General features: G+C 42.9%; 13 protein-coding genes. 5 read left to right on the top strand and 8 right to left on the bottom strand.

The window, feature by feature from the left end:
• The first annotated feature begins 90 nt into the window (after positions 1 to 90).
• On the top strand, positions 91 to 1,734 hold the full coding sequence (locus tag FTT99_RS11255; RefSeq protein WP_180131338.1) for a PglL family O-oligosaccharyltransferase: 1,644 nt from the start codon (positions 91 to 93) through the stop codon (positions 1,732 to 1,734).
• An 84-nt stretch (positions 1,735 to 1,818) separates the two neighbouring features.
• Here FTT99_RS11255 and dnaJ read toward each other — a convergent pair whose 3' ends face one another.
• The 4 genes from dnaJ to FTT99_RS11235 form a co-directional block, all read right to left on the bottom strand.
• The gene (dnaJ, locus tag FTT99_RS11250; protein ID WP_180085953.1) at positions 1,819 to 2,937 is read right to left on the bottom strand and encodes a molecular chaperone DnaJ; all 1,119 of its coding nucleotides are present in this window, start codon (positions 2,935 to 2,937) and stop codon (positions 1,819 to 1,821) included.
• A 106-nt stretch (positions 2,938 to 3,043) separates the two neighbouring features.
• The gene (locus FTT99_RS11245; RefSeq protein WP_078194105.1) at positions 3,044 to 3,421 is read right to left on the bottom strand and encodes a hypothetical protein; all 378 of its coding nucleotides are present in this window, start codon (positions 3,419 to 3,421) and stop codon (positions 3,044 to 3,046) included.
• 133 nt (positions 3,422 to 3,554) lie between these two features.
• Complete coding sequence (locus tag FTT99_RS11240; RefSeq protein ID WP_180131341.1) at positions 3,555 to 6,692, bottom strand: efflux RND transporter permease subunit; 3,138 nt, start codon at positions 6,690 to 6,692, stop codon at positions 3,555 to 3,557.
• Positions 6,692 to 7,798, bottom strand: a complete 1,107-nt coding sequence (locus FTT99_RS11235; RefSeq protein ID WP_180131344.1) for an efflux RND transporter periplasmic adaptor subunit — start codon at positions 7,796 to 7,798, stop codon at positions 6,692 to 6,694. The genes FTT99_RS11240 and FTT99_RS11235 overlap by 1 nt, the downstream gene beginning before the upstream one ends.
• A 151-nt stretch (positions 7,799 to 7,949) precedes the next feature.
• Between FTT99_RS11235 and FTT99_RS11230 the strand changes: the two genes are divergently transcribed.
• From FTT99_RS11230 to FTT99_RS11215, 4 genes are all read left to right on the top strand, one after another.
• Positions 7,950 to 8,573 carry a TetR/AcrR family transcriptional regulator gene (locus FTT99_RS11230; RefSeq protein ID WP_180131347.1) on the top strand — a complete coding sequence of 208 codons (624 nt, stop codon included), beginning with the start codon at positions 7,950 to 7,952 and terminating at the stop codon, positions 8,571 to 8,573.
• 152 nt (positions 8,574 to 8,725) lie between these two features.
• Positions 8,726 to 11,410 carry a phosphoenolpyruvate carboxylase gene (gene ppc, locus FTT99_RS11225; protein WP_180131350.1) on the top strand — a complete coding sequence of 895 codons (2,685 nt, stop codon included), beginning with the start codon at positions 8,726 to 8,728 and terminating at the stop codon, positions 11,408 to 11,410.
• A gap of 297 nt (positions 11,411 to 11,707) precedes the next feature.
• The gene (locus tag FTT99_RS11220) at positions 11,708 to 13,012 is read left to right on the top strand and encodes a solute carrier family 23 protein (RefSeq protein WP_180131352.1); all 1,305 of its coding nucleotides are present in this window, start codon (positions 11,708 to 11,710) and stop codon (positions 13,010 to 13,012) included.
• 115 nt (positions 13,013 to 13,127) lie between these two features.
• Positions 13,128 to 14,030 (top strand): LysR substrate-binding domain-containing protein, encoded by a 903-nt coding sequence (locus FTT99_RS11215; RefSeq protein WP_180131355.1) that lies wholly within the window; start codon positions 13,128 to 13,130, stop codon positions 14,028 to 14,030.
• A 9-nt stretch (positions 14,031 to 14,039) separates the two neighbouring features.
• On the opposite strand, the gene FTT99_RS11210 is transcribed toward FTT99_RS11215, so the two are convergent.
• The 4 genes from FTT99_RS11210 to FTT99_RS11195 form a co-directional block, all read right to left on the bottom strand.
• A complete protein-coding gene (locus FTT99_RS11210) occupies positions 14,040 to 14,777 on the bottom strand; it encodes a sulfite exporter TauE/SafE family protein (protein WP_180049573.1) in 738 nt (245 codons plus the stop codon).
• Between the two features lie 159 nt (positions 14,778 to 14,936).
• Positions 14,937 to 15,602, bottom strand: coding sequence for a hypothetical protein (locus FTT99_RS11205; protein ID WP_180116234.1), 666 nt, complete (start codon positions 15,600 to 15,602; stop codon positions 14,937 to 14,939).
• Entirely contained in the window at positions 15,602 to 16,453 is an 852-nt protein-coding gene (locus FTT99_RS11200) for a PAAR domain-containing protein (RefSeq protein ID WP_180107708.1), read from the bottom strand. The genes FTT99_RS11205 and FTT99_RS11200 overlap by 1 nt, the downstream gene beginning before the upstream one ends.
• Positions 16,446 to 16,895: a PAAR domain-containing protein gene (locus tag FTT99_RS11195; protein WP_180107709.1), complete on the bottom strand. Its 450-nt coding sequence runs from the start codon at positions 16,893 to 16,895 to the stop codon at positions 16,446 to 16,448. Before FTT99_RS11195 ends, FTT99_RS11200 begins: the two co-directional genes overlap by 8 nt.
• Between the last annotated feature and the right edge of the window lie 125 nt (positions 16,896 to 17,020).

Genomic DNA, 17,020 nt, shown 5'->3' with positions numbered 1-17,020 from the left:
TCAACTTCTACCACAGACGCTGACTATTCCCTCACCAAGTTTGGGTATTTTCACGGTATGATAGGCACGTTCTATTGATCTTGAATATTCATGAAAACCCTATTGTATCTTTGTGCGGCAGTCTGTATTGCACTGGCATGGCTGATTCCGATTCATTACCGACCTTGGGCCACGTATACCGGTGAGCTTTATACCTTCTTTGCTCTGTTTGCCTTAGCGGCAACCTTCTTTAAAGAAAAGCTCATGGTGGCAAAAATTTCCTTGCCCCTGTTGCTTTTAGCGCTGATTCCCTTCGTCCAACTGGCTTTTGGGCAGGTATATTATTTTAGTATCGCCTTGCTCTGCATGCTGTTTGTGTTCAGCTTCTGGCTGTGTATCAATCTTGGTTTTAGCCTCTCGCAAGGTACAGAAAAACGCGAAAAAAACTTCCTATACCTGAGCTATACCTTTGTTGCTTCTGGGGTCATGACAGGGCTCATCGCAATATGTCAGTGGTTAGATTTCGACTCGTTTCTTCCTTTTGTGATGAAAATTAGTGGAACTACGCGCCCATTTGCAAACTTTGCTCAGCCGAATAACATGGCCACGTTTTTGCTCATGTCTTTGTTAGCCTGCCTATATGTTTATGAACAGCAAAAAGTTAAAACCCGCTATTTGGTCACTTGTGCAATTCCTATTTTAATTGGGGTCGCGCTCAGCCAATCTCGCACCTCTTGGGTGGCAAGTATCTGTGTCCTAGTCTATTTGGCTTATGCACAGTACAAAGATTATATCCGTCTTCGCTGGTTTTACAGCTTGGCCTGGTTTATCGGCTTTGTGGCACTGATTGTATTGATGCCAAAATTAAGTCAAATCATGAGCCAAATATCCGACATGAATATTCAAGAAAGTCGTGACGTAGCCGAACGTGCTGGTGGAGATATGTCTCGTTTAGCCATTTGGCAACAAATGGCGCATGCCGTAGCTGCACAGCCTTGGTTTGGCTATGGTTGGCATCAAACCAGTAGTGCTTTTGTCTCGATCTCTGACACGGTGCAAGGGCCTGTATGGATTCGTAGCTCACACAACTTTATTTTGGATTTCTTATTGTGGAATGGCGCCATTATTGGTGTGCCGTTCTTGGCCTATTTCGCTTATTGGGGCATCCAATTACAGAAGTTAGCCAAGTCTGCATTATCTGTCATTTGCCTATTAATGGTCGGTGTCTTCGTTATTCATGCCATGTTGGAGTTTCCGCAAAACTACGCATATTTCTTACTACCTGCGGGTTTTATTATCGGGATTCTTCAAGCAGCAAAGCCACAGACGGCTACATTGAGTCTGTCTCCGTGGTTTATCCGCATTGTTTTCGTGATTGGTGCCGTGCTGATTACGGTGATTTATCGTGATTATGCCAATGCAGCGATTCAGCTGGGTCAGGCATCAAAATATGAAAAAATGCCGGAGAAAATCACCAACCATGAGCCGATCTATTTGCTGACGGAATTTAGACATCGGGTGGCGATTATTCGTTTAAATCCGTATTCCATCGTTTCTGAACAAACCATTCAGGAGACTGAAAAATTGGTTCGCAGCTACCCAGCGAAATATCACATCATTAAATATGCACGTTTATTGGCATTTAATGGTCGTGAGGCTGAAGCACGTCATCAGCTACAGCGTCTTAAAAATATTTATCGGCTCGACATGAGCTATGAGAGTTTATTAGCGCCGATAACTCCTCCGAAACCTTAAAATGCTCGATAAAAAAGCCTGCAATTATGCAGGCTTTTTTATACCTGAGTTCACATCACAGCGAACTCAAGCAAATCATTTCAATTAATCAAACAAACGGTCGAAGAATGATTTTTTCTTCGGAGATGATTTATTGTCATCGCCATCCATCGTGTCTTGTAACTCTTTCAACAATTCACGTTGACGAGCCGTTAAGTTCACAGGCGTTTCCACCACAATACGGCAGAGTAAGTCACCGGTCATGCTGGTACGTACAGGTTTCACACCTTTACCACGTAAGCGGAATAATTTACCGGTTTGAGTCCCTTCAGGTACTTTCAAGCTCACACGACCATCGAGTGTCGGAATTTGAATTTCTTTACCCAATGCAGCATCTGCAATGCTTACAGGCACATCCATATATAGGTCAGCGCCATCACGTTGGAAGATTTCGTGTTCACGTACCACCACTTCTACATATAAGTCGCCTGCTTGGCCATCACGGATAGCCTCACCTTTGCCACTTAAACGTACACGGTCGCCATTATCCACACCTGCAGGAATGGTCACTTCTAAAGTTTGCTGACGGTCAGAAACCCCTGAACCATGACATTTATTACATGGGTTCTTAATAATTTTACCTTGACCACGACATGTGCTACAGGTTTGCTGCACAGAGAAGAAGCCCTGTTGCATACGCACTTGACCTGCACCATGACAAGTTTTACAGGTTTCGACGTCGTTTGGATTTTTAGATCCTTTACCACCACAGGCATCACATGGCGCTGGCGCAGTAAAGGTAATGGTTTTTTTCACGCCTTTTACAGCTTCCTCAAGGGTAAGCTCCATAACATAGCGTAAGTCTGAACCACGGCGTGCACGTTGCTGACCACCACGGCCACCACCGCCAAATGCGCCACCGAATATGTCACCAAACTGACTAAAAATATCTTCTGCGCTAAAACCACCACCGAAGCCACCGCCGCCGCCCATGCCGCCTTCAAAAGCTTGATGTCCCATACGGTCATACATACTACGTTTTTCGCTGTCCGATAAAACTTCATATGCTTCAGCAGCTTCTTTGAATTTTTCTTCAGCTTCTGGGTTATCTGGATTACGGTCAGGGTGATACTTCATCGCCAACTTACGGTAGGCTTTTTTAATTTCATCATCACTTGCGGTTTTAGATACACCTAAAACCTCATAATAATCACGTTTAGCCATGTCTGGCGATGCTCCTCACGGAATTTAATTTAATACTTAACTGTGGTCTGAAATTGGGGAATCAAACCATTTTTTCAAGGGGTAGGCAGGAAAAAAATAAATCGACTTAGAAAACAGCCTTATTTTTAACGAATTTAGATAGACCTTGGATCCATGCATTTAATAAATACAAAAAGGCAATCGCAGCAAAGACCACACCAATTACTGTGCATGCAGTCACCCAAAGATAGGTGTCCCAATAATAGAAGAATAAAGGAATAAACCACAGTGCGGCAAAAATGGCCATCATCGAATAAATCACAACGGTGCGCATGACCCAAAGCGCTTGGGCTTGTAGCCAAACTTCTGCAGAATCGATTTGAGTCACTTTGCGTGCAAAGCCGTAGGCAAATACACCACTAATCAGGGTAAATAAAGCGAAAAACATGAAGACATAAGAAATCGCAACATAACGGCGATACTTAGCTAAACTCTCTGCTGTCATCTGTGATTCAACCCCGTACACCACAATATGCCGCGCTGCACTTGTGGTTGTTTTACTTTTTAAAAATGTCTTTGTAGATCAGGTGCTACTATAGAGAAAAATTCAATATTTCGCACCCAATATTATGACACTTTTAAGGATTCTGCTGAGTTTTTTTCACTTTAAACCACTGTGCATATAACGCAGGTAAAAAGAACAAGGTCAGCAGGGTCGCCACGATCAATCCACCCATAATCGCCACGGCCATTGGACCGAAGAAAATACTGCGAGAAAGTGGAATCATCGCCAATACAGCGGCCAATGCAGTCAGCACAATTGGACGGCAACGACGTACCGTCGCATTGATAATCGCATCCCAAGCCGACTCCCCAGACTGAATATCTTGTTCAATCTGATCAATCAAAATAAGTGAATTGCGCATAATCATTCCAGACAGTGCAATCGTGCCGAGCATCGCCACAAAACCAAAGGGTTTATTGAACAATAACAGGAATAACACCACGCCAATAATGCCCAAAGGTGCTGTTAAAAATACGATCATCGCCCGTGAAATGCTGCGTAATTGAATCATCAACAAAGTCATGACAACTGCGAGAAATAATGGCATGCCCGCATTTACAGAAGTTTGGCCTCGTGCTGACTCTTCCACAGTGCCGCCTACTTCAAGTAGATAACCATTCGGCATCTCTGCACGTAACTGATCAAATGAATCTTTTAACTCACCCACCACCGTTGCAGGTTGCAATTTACTGCGAATATCCGCGCGCACAGTAATGGTCGGTAAACGGTTACGATGCCAAATCAAACCTTCTTCAAAGCTATACTCAATTTTCGCAATCTGCGCCAATGGCACTGAACCACCATTGCTGGTTGGTACTGCCAAACTGCTGAGCGAACCGACATCCAATCGCTCCGCTTGATCACCACGCATCCGAATTTCAATCAGCTCTCGTTTCTCACGATACTGATTAATCACTGCACCACTGATTGAACTATTCAGGAAATTGGACAGATCTAGACTGGAAACCCCCATTTGACGTGCGCGATCTTGGTCGATGTCCAGTTTAATGACTTTGCTTGGCTCACCCCAATCCAAATGCACATTGGTAGTGTTCGGATTTTCACTGACTTTTGCAGACACACGTTGTGCCCACTCACGCACTAAGCTTAGATCTTCACCCGACACGCGGAACTGCAATGGATAACCCACAGGTGGGCCATTTTCTAAAAGTGAAACGCGAGTACGTACTTCAGGTAAGAGCTTACGGATTTCTTCTGCTAATGACTGACGAATTTCATTGCGATCATCTAAAGATGAAGCCAATACCACAAACTGAGCAAAACTGGCTTGGGGCAACTGCTGATCTAGAGGTAAATAAAACCGCGGTGAACCTGTCCCCACATAAGCCACAAAATTATCAATGCCTTGTTTTTTCGACAAGAACGCTTCGACTTTTTTTACGGCCGCTTCTGTGGCTTTCAGAGATGCACCTTCCTCGAGCTTTAAATCCACTAAAATTTCAGCACGGTTTGACGGTGGGAAGAACTGCTGTGGTACAGTTTTAAACATTAAAATCGATAACACAAAGATGCCAACTGTCGCTGCAATCACCGTCTTACGATAGGTCACACAAGTGTCGACCCAACCACGGAAACGTTGATAAAACGGAGACTGATAAGGATCGTGATGTTCGCCGGCATGATGCACCATCGGCTGAGGTTCAGGTTGTTTGCGCAAACGTGCCCACAGGCGCTGATACCATGGGGCTTTTTGTACCAAATCTTTGTTGAAGTCGGGTAGTAATTTATCCCCCAGATAGGGAACAAACAGTACTGCTGCAAACCATGACACCACCAATGCAATGGTGACCACTTGGAAAATCGAGCGGGTATATTCGCCTGTGCTCGATGCGGCTGTGGCAATCGGCAAAAATCCTGCAGCCGTAATTAGCGTGCCTGTTAGCATTGGAAATGCAGTCGTCCGCCATGCATGTCCGGCGGCTTGTAACCGGCTATAGCCCTGCTCCATTTTGATCGCCATCATTTCGACAGCAATAATCGCATCATCCACCAATAAACCGAGTGCGAGAATCAATGCTCCCAAAGAAATCTTGTGCAAACCGACATCAAACATCTGCATGCCAGCAAAAGTCATGGCCAAGACTAAGGGAATGGAAAATGCCACAACCAATCCTGTACGGAAACCCAAGGAGAAGAAGCTCACCAATAGGACGATAATCACCGCCTCAGCGAGGACTTTCATAAACTCATTGACGCTGCGCTTCACGGCTACAGGCTGATCCGATACTTTTTTTAGTTCCATGCCCAAGGGCAAGGTTTTTTGCAAGCGGGCAAATTCTGTTTCAAGGTTTTTACCCAAAGCCAGAATGTCGCCACCTTTACGCATCGACACGGCAATGCCTAAACCATTTTCACCCATAAAACGCATACGAGGCTGCGGTGGATCACTAAAGCCACGATGTACATCTGCTACATCACCCAATTGAATGGTTCGACCATTCACCAATAAGGGCATCTGACGCAGTTCATCAATGTTTTGTAAATTACCACTGACACGCACTTGAATTCGGTCTGAATTAGTTTCAAAAAAGCCGGCACTGGCAACCGTATTTTGCTGCTGCAAGGCTTGTTGAATCGCCGTCACAGGTATGCCCATTTGCGTAGCTTTGGTGTTGGAAATTTCAATCCAAACTTTTTGATCTTGTAGACCAATCAAATCCACTTTCGCAACGTCTTTGACTCGTTGTAACTGGAGCTGTAAACGGTCGGCATATTCCTTCATGGTGGCATAGTCAAAGTCTTTGCCGGTCAGCACATAGATATTACCGAAGGTGTCACCAAACTCATCATTAAAGAAAGGACCTTGCACCCCAGATGGTAATTGATGGCGAATATCATTGACCTTTTTACGCACGGTGTACCAAACATCGGGGACTTGCTGCGAACGTAGACTGTCCTTGGCCACAAAGGTCACCATGGATTCACCCGGACGTGAATACGCCATGATACGTTCATACTGCCCCGTGGTCATCAGTTCTTTTTCAATTCGATCGGTGACCTGTAGCGAAACTTCTTTGGCTGTTGCACCAGGCCAATAGGTTTGAATCACCATGACTTTAAAGGTAAATGGCGGGTCTTCACTCTGCGACAATTTGGAATAGGAAAATATCCCAACGATGCCCAGCAGAATCATAAAATAAAGGATTAAACCTTTATTTTTCAGTGCCCACTCAGACAAGTTAAAATTCATTATTTAACTCCTGTCTGAATGTGTACCGCACGATTTTCACGATCAACAGGTTGTATTTTTTGTTTTTCGCGGAGCAAATGCACGCCGCCAACCACCACAAAATCCCCTGCTTGCAGACCACTAAGTACGGGCACGCTGTCACGTCCGTATTCACCTAAACTCACTGGAACTTTACGTACCGTATTATCTGCATTGACCACCATCACATATGCCTGCTGACCACTCGCAGACACACTCGATAACGGCACATGCAAAACATTCTGCTGTGCTTTGGTTAAAAATACCCGTGCACTTTGCCCCAGTTGAATGGCGCTATTGCCTTCACGCAATGCCACCTTGACACTATATGTACGAGACTGATCGGCAGCAGGACTAATTTCACGTACATAGCCTGCAAATTTTTCCTGTGGTTTAGACCACAAGGTGACCCATGCATCCTGCCCTGTTTTAATTTCAGTAACCGCTTGTTCAGGCACACCAATGACCACTTCACGTTCACCTGCAATCGCCAATTGAAATGCCGGTTGTCCTGCTGCAATCACTTGACCAATCTCAATATTGCGCTCAGTAATGACCCCAGTTTTATTGGCAATTAATTGGTTATAACCGGTCTGATTACGACTCACATCATAATTTGATTGAGCTTGCTTTAAATTCGACTGTGCTGCTTTATATTGGTTTTCTACCGCATCGTACTGCGAACGACTCACAGCATTGACTGGCAATAATTGCTTAAAGCGTTTTAGTTCATCTTCAGCAATCTGTGCAGCGGAACGCGCACTTTCAAGCTGCGCTTGTGCTGCATTCAGTTGCAGCTGTGCATCTTTGACGTCTAATTTTGCCAAGACTTGCCCGATTCGGACTTGGTCTCCAACATCGACATAGCGCTCAGTGATTTGACCGCCAACCCGAAACGCCAAAGCCGTTTGCTGGCGTGCTTGTACATCACCCGCATAACTTTTTTGTTCAAAATGTGTGGCGCCTGGCTGAGTCACCATCACAAATGGCACTTCCTGTTCCGTTTGGGCTTTATCCTTGCTGCATCCCCATAAGGTCACACTGCAAACGATAATCATGCTGACAACTGTGATCTTAATCGTACTCATGAAGTTCGCTCTTAATAAAAAGTCTTTTTTAGGGCAGAATATTATTCAATTAATTTGGTTATTTTTTAATTAATAAACCATGCGGTACATTAATTAGATTAATTATCCGAAATCAATGACCTTTTCGCCTTTTTTGGAATTTTTTCAGCAAATGAATGTCGGCCGCCCGAAAGACTTAGAAAAACGACAACGGATTTTAGAGTCTGCGAAACAATTATTTTTAGAAATGGGCTATCACGGTTGCAGCATGAATCAGATTGCGCAACATGCAGGGGTCACCAAACTGACGGTCTATAACCATTTTCAGGACAAAGCCACTTTATTTACCAGTGCGATTGAAGACACCTGTGAATATATTTTGAATACCCGCCCGCGACATCTGCACAGCGAAAGTCATTTTATGCAGGCTTTCGTTGAAATTTGTGAGTTGGGGCTGAACATCATGAATTTGCCAGAAGCCATTAAACTGGATTTATTACTTTTGGAATTAGCTGCCGAACACAGTCCCTTGGTCGACCAGTTTTTCCGTGCCTCACATTTAAAAATGCGCCAAGTCTGGGAAAAATTTTTTCAAGACGCAGCCGCTTTAAATTTCATTCAGCCGGATAATCCTGCCCGACAAACTGAACTGATTGTGTCGCTACTGATGGGACTACGCCATCAAGAAGTCTTATTGGGCATGCGCCCAGTACCTGAAGCAGCAGAGCGACAGGCCATTATTCACTCTGCCATCGAAATCTTTATGCTGAAATATCAACTCAGCACGCAGAGCTAAGCATTTTCTGAAATATTTCAACGCTAAACTGAAACAAATGGCATAGCTATTGCTCATTTACCTAGAAAAGTCATCCGACTTTTGTCTGTACCCCCTTTTGCCACAGCACTTTCGGGGTATAGTCGAGACAGGAATACGCGGAGAAATAACAAATGATTCAACAAATTGATGCTCCATTACGTGAAGACGTGCGCTTACTGGGCAATTTATTAGGTGAAACCCTAAAGCAGCATGCAGGACAAGATTTGTTTAATCAAGTAGAGCAAATTCGTGCTTTGTCTAAAGGCGCGCGCGATGGACAAGTTGAAGCTGAAAAACAGTTAGAACAATTATTTTTAAATTTAAAAGATGAAGAAATTCTGCCACTGACCCGTGCATTTACGCACTTTCTCAACTTTGCCAATATTGCCGAACAGTACAATGTGGTGCGCAGCCGTCGCCAAAGTGAGTTTGATGAGCAAGCACCATCACCGAATCCACTCGATCATTTATTTGAAAAATTTAAAAGCAATAACATCAGTGCGGACCAACTGTTCCAACAAATTTGTGAATTAAAAATTGAACTGGTCCTGACTGCACATCCAACCGAAGTCAGCCGCCGTACCTTGATCCAAAAATATGATGGGATTAATGATTGCCTGTTTAAAATGGATCAACAAAAACTTACGCCACGCGAACGCAAAGCCGTACTGGATGATTTAAAACAACTAATTTGCTCGGCATGGCAAACCGACGAAATTCGTCAACATCGCCCGACGCCTGTCGACGAAGCCAAATGGGGCTTCACGACCATTGAACAGACCCTGTGGAATGCTGTACCCAAATTCATGCGTGAATTGGATGGCATGGTTCAAGATCATTGTGGCAAGACCTTGCCTTTAAATGTTGCCCCTGTGCGCTTTGCGTCATGGATGGGCGGTGACCGTGATGGTAACCCAAACGTCACCCATAACATTACTCAAGAAGTACTGTGGCTTTCACGTTGGAAAGCTGCCGACTTGTATTTACGCGATATCGAAGACCTGCGCTGGGAACTTTCGATTCAAGAATGCAGCAAAGAGCTTAGTGATGCCTTGGGTCATTTCCACCCTGAACCATATCGTGAATATCTACGTGATGCGCGGGAACGCCTCAAAGCCACTCGTCACTGGTTGGCACTAAAACTCCGTGGCGAAGATGCTGACGATAGCCAAGTCATTAAAAGCCGCCATGAGCTGCTCGATCCACTATTGGTTTGCTACCGTTCACTGATTGACAGCGGTTTACCTGAAATTGCCAATGGTCAGTTACTCGACTTTATTCATCGAGTGAATTGTTTCGGTATCGAATTACTCAAACTCGATATTCGTCAGGAATCCACGCGTCATCGCCAAGCGATTTCTGCCATTACTGAATATTTAGGTTTAGGCAATTTTGAAACATGGACGGAGCAAGCCCGTCAAAACTTCTTGATTCAGGAACTCCAAAGCAAACGTCCACTGTTACCGAAGTTTTTAAATGAGCCGAAACAAAGTCTGATTGAACATCCAGATGTACAAGAAGTCTTTGCGACCATGCGCACTTTGGCAGAACAGCCACCTGAAAGTTTAGGGGCTTATATTATTTCCATGGCCGAACATCCGAGTGATGTCTTGGCTGTATTGTTACTGCAAAAAGAAGCCGGCATCAAACAAGCGCTACGTGTCGTGCCACTGTTTGAAACCTTAAAAGATTTGGATGGTGCCGCCCGTACCATGAATACCCTATTCAATATGCATTGGTATAAGCAGCATATTCAGGGTAAACATGAGGTGATGATTGGCTATTCAGACTCTGCCAAAGATGCGGGCTTTATGTCGGCAAACTGGGCGCAGTATCGTGCGCAGGAAGAATTAACCGCGGTTGCGAAAAAGCATGATGTACAACTGACATTATTCCATGGCCGTGGCGGTTCAATCAGCCGTGGTGGTGCGCCGACACAGCAAGCGCTGTTTTCACAGCCACCGGGTTCGATTTCAGGAGCGATTCGTGTCACAGAACAAGGGGAAATGATTCGCTTCAAGTTTGGATTAGAAGGCATTGCCTTACAAAACTTAGAAATTTACACCGCTGCGACCTTAGAAGCGACCTTATTGCCACCGCCTGAACCCAAACAGGAATGGCGTCAGCTCATGCACAGCATGACGGATCTGTCGGTACAGGTGTATCGTCAAACCGTGCGTGAAAATCCGCATTTTGTAAAATACCTACGGACTGTAACGCCAGAACTAGAATTACAAATGTTACCGCTCGGCTCACGCCCAGCCAAACGTAAAGTTAGCGGTGGAATTGAGTCATTACGTGCGATTCCTTGGGTGTTCGCATGGACGCAAATCCGTTTGATGCTACCTGCTTGGCTCGGTACAGGTGCTGCGATTAATCAAGTGATTGATCAAGGTCAAAAGCAGACACTCGAAGAAATGTTAGAGCAATGGCCGTATTTCCAAACCCTGATTGATATGTTGGAAATGGTCTTGTCTAAGGCTGATGGTCATGTGGCGCTATATTATGAGTCTCATCTGACGGATGACGCAGACCTCAAACAGTTGGGCGAAGAGTTACGTCAGCGTTTACGTGATGCGGTACAAACGCTATTAGCACTCAAAGGTGAATCGAAATTACTTAGCAGTAACGATGTGCTCGACCAATCCATGAAGGTGCGTAAGCCTTATTTATTGCCGCTACATTTACTACAAGCCGAACTGATGAAACGCCGCCGCGCTTACCTTGCCGAGCGTCAGGCTGAAAATACCCCAGTTGACCATGCGTTGATGGTCAGCATCGCGGGTATTGCGGCAGGTTTGCGTAACACTGGCTAAATCTTCCAAGTTTTCAAAAAGCACACAGAACTGTGTGCTTTTTTTTTGACCAGTCATATTGGTTTTAATTTATTTTGGAATATATAAAATAAGAAAAATTTATGAAGAATTGGCTCCAAGCCTATTTGATTAATTGCATGATTTAATGCCTTTTTTACACCCTCAAAACTTTTACCATTTGGTAAATTTACATGTAAAGTCATGTAATTAGTTTGAACAAAATATTTTTAAAAGAGATTAAATCTTCTAAAAAACAAGAGTATGATGTGCACAATTTATCTATTGAGTGCTCATTTTATGTCCAATTGGTTTCCCAAATGGCGCCCGTACGAAGGCAATATTGATGCACGTCCTGTAGGTACAAATGAGTACCTACCTCCGGTGCAAAGTGTTGTATTGGGGATACAACATGCCTTTGCAATGTTTGGTGCAACTGTCCTTGCGCCATTTTTGATGGGCTTTGATGCCAACCTTGCGATTTTAATGTCGGGGATCTGTACCATCCTGTTCTTCTTTATGACAGGTGGTCGTGTACCAAGTTATTTAGGCTCTAGTTTTGCCTTTATTGGTGTGGTGATCGCGGCAACCGGTTATGCAGCGTCAGGTACTGGCGCAGCAAATGCCAATATCGCATTGGCTGCTGGCGGGATTATGGCCTGCGGTATTTTATATGCCATTTTTGGTTTTATCGTGATGGCAACGGGTACCCGTTGGATTGAAAAACTTATGCCGCCTGTCGTTACAGGTGCAGTGGTGATGATCATTGGTCTCAACCTTGCCCCAGTGACCATTAAAGGGGTTGCCGGTAATAACTTTAATATGTGGATGGCTTTAGTAACCGTACTATGTATGGGTTCAATTGCTGTGTTCACCAAAGGTTTATTACAACGTCTATTACTCTTAGTTGGCCTTCTACTCGCTTACTTGGTGTATTACATCATTTCCAATGTCATGGGTCATGGCACACCAATCAACTTCGTTCCAGTACAAGATGCAGCTTGGTTTGGTGTTCCTCAATTCCATTCGCCTGTTTTTGATTTCAATGCCATGCTGATCATTGCACCGATTGCGTTGATTTTGGTTGCTGAAAACCTTGGCCACATCAAAGCTGTGGGCGCGATGACAGGTGAAAACCTCGATCCGCACATTGGTAAAGCCTTCGTTGCAGATGGTGTTGCAACCACACTTTCAGGCGGTGTCGGCGGTCCGGGTATGACCACTTATGGCGAAAATATTGGTGTGATGGCAGTGACTCGCGTTTACTCAACTATCGTCTTTGTCTTTGCAGGTGTATTTGCCATTTTCCTTGGTCTTTCACCAAAATTTGGCGCGATTATTCATACCATTCCGCAAGCCATTTTGACAGGTGCATCGATTGTTGTATTTGGTCTAATTACCATTGCAGGTGCGAAAATTTGGATTGAAAACAAAGTCGATTTCTCAAAAAACAAAAACCTGATGGTGGCAGCAGTCACGATTATTTTAGGTACGGGTGACTTTGCACTTCAATTCGGTAACTTCAACTTAGGTGGTATTGGTACTGCTACATTTGCAGCGCTGATTTTGAACTGGTTCTTTAGCTTGGGCGATAAATCAGAATAAGCCTCCAAAGCATTTAAAAAAGAATACAACATTTATTTGAAAAGCGGCCGAAAGGTCGCTTTTTTTTATAGCTGTTCTTTCGGTAAGATAAGGCATTAGCCAAGGAATACACTGTATGCGACTGGATTTGTTCGACCTTCAATTGGTACTGCACATTGTAGACAGCGGTAGTCTGACCAAAGGCGCTGCTCGTTCTGCCATCTCGCTACAAGCAGCCAGTGAACGGATTAAAAAACTCGAACAGCATTACCGCACAGCCCTGTTCACTCGCCAAGCCAAAGGGGTCAAACTGACTCTTGCCGGTCAAACCTTGGTTGAACATGCACAGCGCATCTTAGGTGAGGGGCAACAATTAGAATACGCGATGCTGCCCTTTGCCCATGGGCTAAGTTCCAATATGACCTTATGGTGTAATTCATCTGCACAAAGTGAATATTTGCCAGTTTTGCTGCCACGCTATTTGCTGGAAAATCCCAATACACAAATTGAGCTGCATGAAGCCGAGTCTAAAGACATCATTGCAGCGATAGAGCAAGGTAATGCACAACTAGGCTTAATTTCAGGTTTCTTTAAATCTGAACAACTACAAACGCTTGAGTTTGCAGATGATCCGTTGGTGCTGATTTGTCCTATAACTCATGAATTGGCCTCGATATCTAGCGTCAAACCCGCAGAGATTTTAAATTATCCCTTTGTCGGTTTGATGCAATATCATTCCTTGCAACAATCGATCGAGGCACAAGCCAAATTATTCGGCTGTGAAATTCAGTATCGGCTGCGTTTGCCGAATTTTGCCGCGATCGCGCAAGTGATAGCGAATGGTGTGGGCGTTGCCATCATGCCAAAACGTGCGGCCCAACGATTAATCAGTTTGTATGCCTTTGCCCAAGTTGAGCTCAGCGGTAAATGGGCCAATCGAAAACTGCTCCTCACCGCACGTAATTTTGATGATTTACCTTTAAATTATCAGCATTTCAGTCAGTTTCTACTGTCACAAAAATCTACTTTAGATGGCTAAGTCTAGGCTTTAAATCACGCCAAACTGGTGCAGCATCATATAGCTACCGAGGGCAATCAACCCGATAAAAAACACCTTACGGAATTTTTGTTCTGGAATGCGGTAACGGATTTTTTTCCCTGCCCACATACCAATGAGCGCAGGAATCAGTGCCATGGCTGACATGGCATAATCAATCGGAAGATCTTCCACAGGATTTTGCTGTAAGAACACTGCCAAACAAATGGTTGATGTGGTAAAGGCCAAACCGAGTGACTGTACAAGATCATCGCGTTTGAGCTGCAAACCTTGCAAATATGGTACTACCGGGATCACCACCACACCTGTGGCTACAGTCAGCGCTCCACCGAGATAACCGATCATTGGAGATAGCCATTTTTCATGTGGTGCAAAGTTCGGTAAGCTTTTCGCACAAAGCCCATACAGTCCGTATAGTGCCAACATGCCCCCCAGTAATGCTTCACTTTTAAATTCACCATGTCCTAAAGTTGGAAAAATACTCCAAATTGAACCGACGATAATCCCAAGTAACAAGGGCCAAAAGCGTTGAATGAGGCGCAGCACCTGCCCTTCGGCAAATAGTTGCCAAAAGTTGGTCACCATAGATGGAATGATCAATAACGTAGCTGCCTGAAATGGACTGATCACCATGGTGAGTAAGCCCATCGATACCGCAGGCAGGCCTAACCCAATCGTGCCTTTAATTAGACCTGCGATTGCAAAAACTGTGATGACAAACCAAATCATGGCGAAACTCGCTGAAGAATTGGTTCTATGCTATGCAATTCAGGCGCTTTGAAAAATCAGTGTTTTTGGAATAGAGCCTCAATAAAAAGTTGAGGCTGTGCTTAAAATCAACTATAGACAAGGTAGTTGGATTCAATAAAAAAGTAATTACAATTTACTTTAATTACTGTCATAACTACTCATTTGCTCTTCAGCTAATTCATAAGAACTTTCGAATTGATATTTCACCGTTTCATCTTGAATCGAATCAATAAATTTTTTTATTTTATTTTTATATTCAACGTTCCCAGATTTATACATTGATAGCAAATAGCCCCACTCACCATAAATATACTGAGGGTCATTTTTTGATACTTTCCTTAATTCTTCTTTTAAAATCAATGCTAAATCGGAATAACATTTTTCATATTCATCTTTCGATCTTTTAGCATAATAGCTTAACTCACACTGAGTCACTAAAAGTTCCTGACTGAAAGAGTCCTTTAACATTTTATGATTAAGATTATAAGCCTCTTCATACATGCCTGTTGCTAAGTAGATTTGCATTTCAATCTTTTGTCGTTCTTGATCATTCGTGATCTTTTTTATTTCAGACAAACTATCTTTCATTACTTTATCTGCGTTTTCTTTATCTCTCAGATTAAGTTTATTAATAGTATTTTTATAATCATTTATTATAGCTGTATCTTCTTTAGACAGCGTTGAAATTGATTCTTTTTTTTGAGCTTCTTTAACTTCATGCTGATTCAAACTAATTTTCTCAGACGAGCAAGCAGTACTACCAAATATAAAAAATAAGGTTAAGAAAATAAAAAAATGCTTCATCAAACTTCTCTCGCTGCGGAGTTTAAGGTAAAGGTATGAGTTTTAAAACTAGGAATTGGTGTAACTGTTCCACCATCAAACTTCAGTATATATCCCAAATCTAATTCAACTTTTAAGAGTGATATATCAGGTTCAGGTAAGTTGATATTACAAGATCCAACTGGCTCTTTTCCTTTTTCAGTATTCCAAATACCATTAGCAATTTTTAACTCTTGAGTTTTTAACAAGTCAAATTTTCTATTTTTTTCTTTAAATAGTCTTAGGGTCGCACGCGGAATAATTTTACTTGCATCATTTTTAACCACCGGCGGCATATATGACACCGTTACAAAAAGTTCTTTATTTTTAACAATATACGTAACAATAAAATCACATACTCCAGAGGCTAATTGTGCAACAATTCCAAATAATCCTTTTTTATCCTCATCATATGGAGGGATCGCAGTCTTAAATTTCACATAATCAGTTTGGTTTCTCTCTATATAGTAATTTTCATATTTTTTCTTATCACTTACAAAACTATTCGTTAAATTATTCTGCAACATACTTGGCTTAAAAATTGGGCTATTTAATGAACTTATTCCACCACTAGTCCCAACAACATGTACTTGGTTTGGCATCAATGAAGCCCCACAAGTAAATTTATCACCTACATAAGCCACTGCCTTTCCATCAAAAATCACATGATCATTACTCTTAATTAAGGTAGACCAAGTTTTACATTTTGGACAGGCGAAACCATCTCCCGCACGAAGAAAGAGATTCCCCATCTGTGAACTTCGGGACTGCGTGGACATGACTGTCCCACCGTGACTTGTTGTTGAGCCATGAATGCCAAATCCTTTAGACATTATTTGAGTCTCCCAAAGTTGGATTCATAAAACCTTCAGGGATAGTTGCATCATGATATAAGCGTAAAACATGGGAAGTGACCGGACTATCAATAATTTCATCGCCATTTTCTAATAATGATCCGATAAGTGCTGCGGCCCTGCCATCAACATTTAGAAGAAATCCTGCGCCGGAGATAATTTTTGCTGTCGAACCATCTAAATATATAGCTTCATCACCGACCAAAGCTAAAGAGATCCCGTTGACCTTATAAGCATGATTAGATGCTCGAACTAACCCACCTTTTTTTGTTTTTGAACCATTAAAAGCTGCATAATATTTGGTATGCGGCTTATGATTCCAATAGAGTTGTTCTGCTTGGTGAATCTTTTGAATATCGTCTTGAGAAAGTTTTTTTAGCTGTTCTTCTGATAGTTCATGTAAAAAAGTAGGGCTAGTCATGCTAGATCCAATTATTGTAATTAGAAGTAGAATAACAAATAAAAAAATTAATAAAATTTCAAAATGTAAATCAAATCATCATCTTTTCAGTTGGTGATATTAAAAAAGAACATTAATAAATTTGA

Origin of the sequence: Acinetobacter sp. YH12040 (assembly GCF_013420005.1) — a bacterium.
Lineage (GTDB): Bacteria > Pseudomonadota > Gammaproteobacteria > Pseudomonadales > Moraxellaceae > Acinetobacter > Acinetobacter amyesii.
Note: the sequence above shows the minus strand (reverse complement) of the source record. Positions and strands in the feature narration are given on the sequence as shown.

Bases quoted from the DNA above. Each gene is read 5' to 3' on its own strand.
- FTT99_RS11255 (WP_180131338.1), top strand. From the start codon at position 91: ATGAAAACCCTATTGTATCTTTGTGCGGCAGTCTGTATTGCACTGGCA.
- dnaJ (WP_180085953.1), bottom strand. From the start codon at position 2,937: ATGGCTAAACGTGATTATTATGAGGTTTTAGGTGTATCTAAAACCGCA.
- FTT99_RS11245 (WP_078194105.1), bottom strand. From the start codon at position 3,421: ATGACAGCAGAGAGTTTAGCTAAGTATCGCCGTTATGTTGCGATTTCT.
- FTT99_RS11240 (WP_180131341.1), bottom strand. From the start codon at position 6,692: ATGAATTTTAACTTGTCTGAGTGGGCACTGAAAAATAAAGGTTTAATC.
- FTT99_RS11235 (WP_180131344.1), bottom strand. From the start codon at position 7,798: ATGAGTACGATTAAGATCACAGTTGTCAGCATGATTATCGTTTGCAGT.
- FTT99_RS11230 (WP_180131347.1), top strand. From the start codon at position 7,950: ATGAATGTCGGCCGCCCGAAAGACTTAGAAAAACGACAACGGATTTTA.
- ppc (WP_180131350.1), top strand. From the start codon at position 8,726: ATGATTCAACAAATTGATGCTCCATTACGTGAAGACGTGCGCTTACTG.
- FTT99_RS11220 (WP_180131352.1), top strand. From the start codon at position 11,708: ATGTCCAATTGGTTTCCCAAATGGCGCCCGTACGAAGGCAATATTGAT.
- FTT99_RS11215 (WP_180131355.1), top strand. From the start codon at position 13,128: ATGCGACTGGATTTGTTCGACCTTCAATTGGTACTGCACATTGTAGAC.
- FTT99_RS11210 (WP_180049573.1), bottom strand. From the start codon at position 14,777: ATGATTTGGTTTGTCATCACAGTTTTTGCAATCGCAGGTCTAATTAAA.
- FTT99_RS11205 (WP_180116234.1), bottom strand. From the start codon at position 15,602: ATGAAGCATTTTTTTATTTTCTTAACCTTATTTTTTATATTTGGTAGT.
- FTT99_RS11200 (WP_180107708.1), bottom strand. From the start codon at position 16,453: ATGTCTAAAGGATTTGGCATTCATGGCTCAACAACAAGTCACGGTGGG.
- FTT99_RS11195 (WP_180107709.1), bottom strand. From the start codon at position 16,895: ATGACTAGCCCTACTTTTTTACATGAACTATCAGAAGAACAGCTAAAA.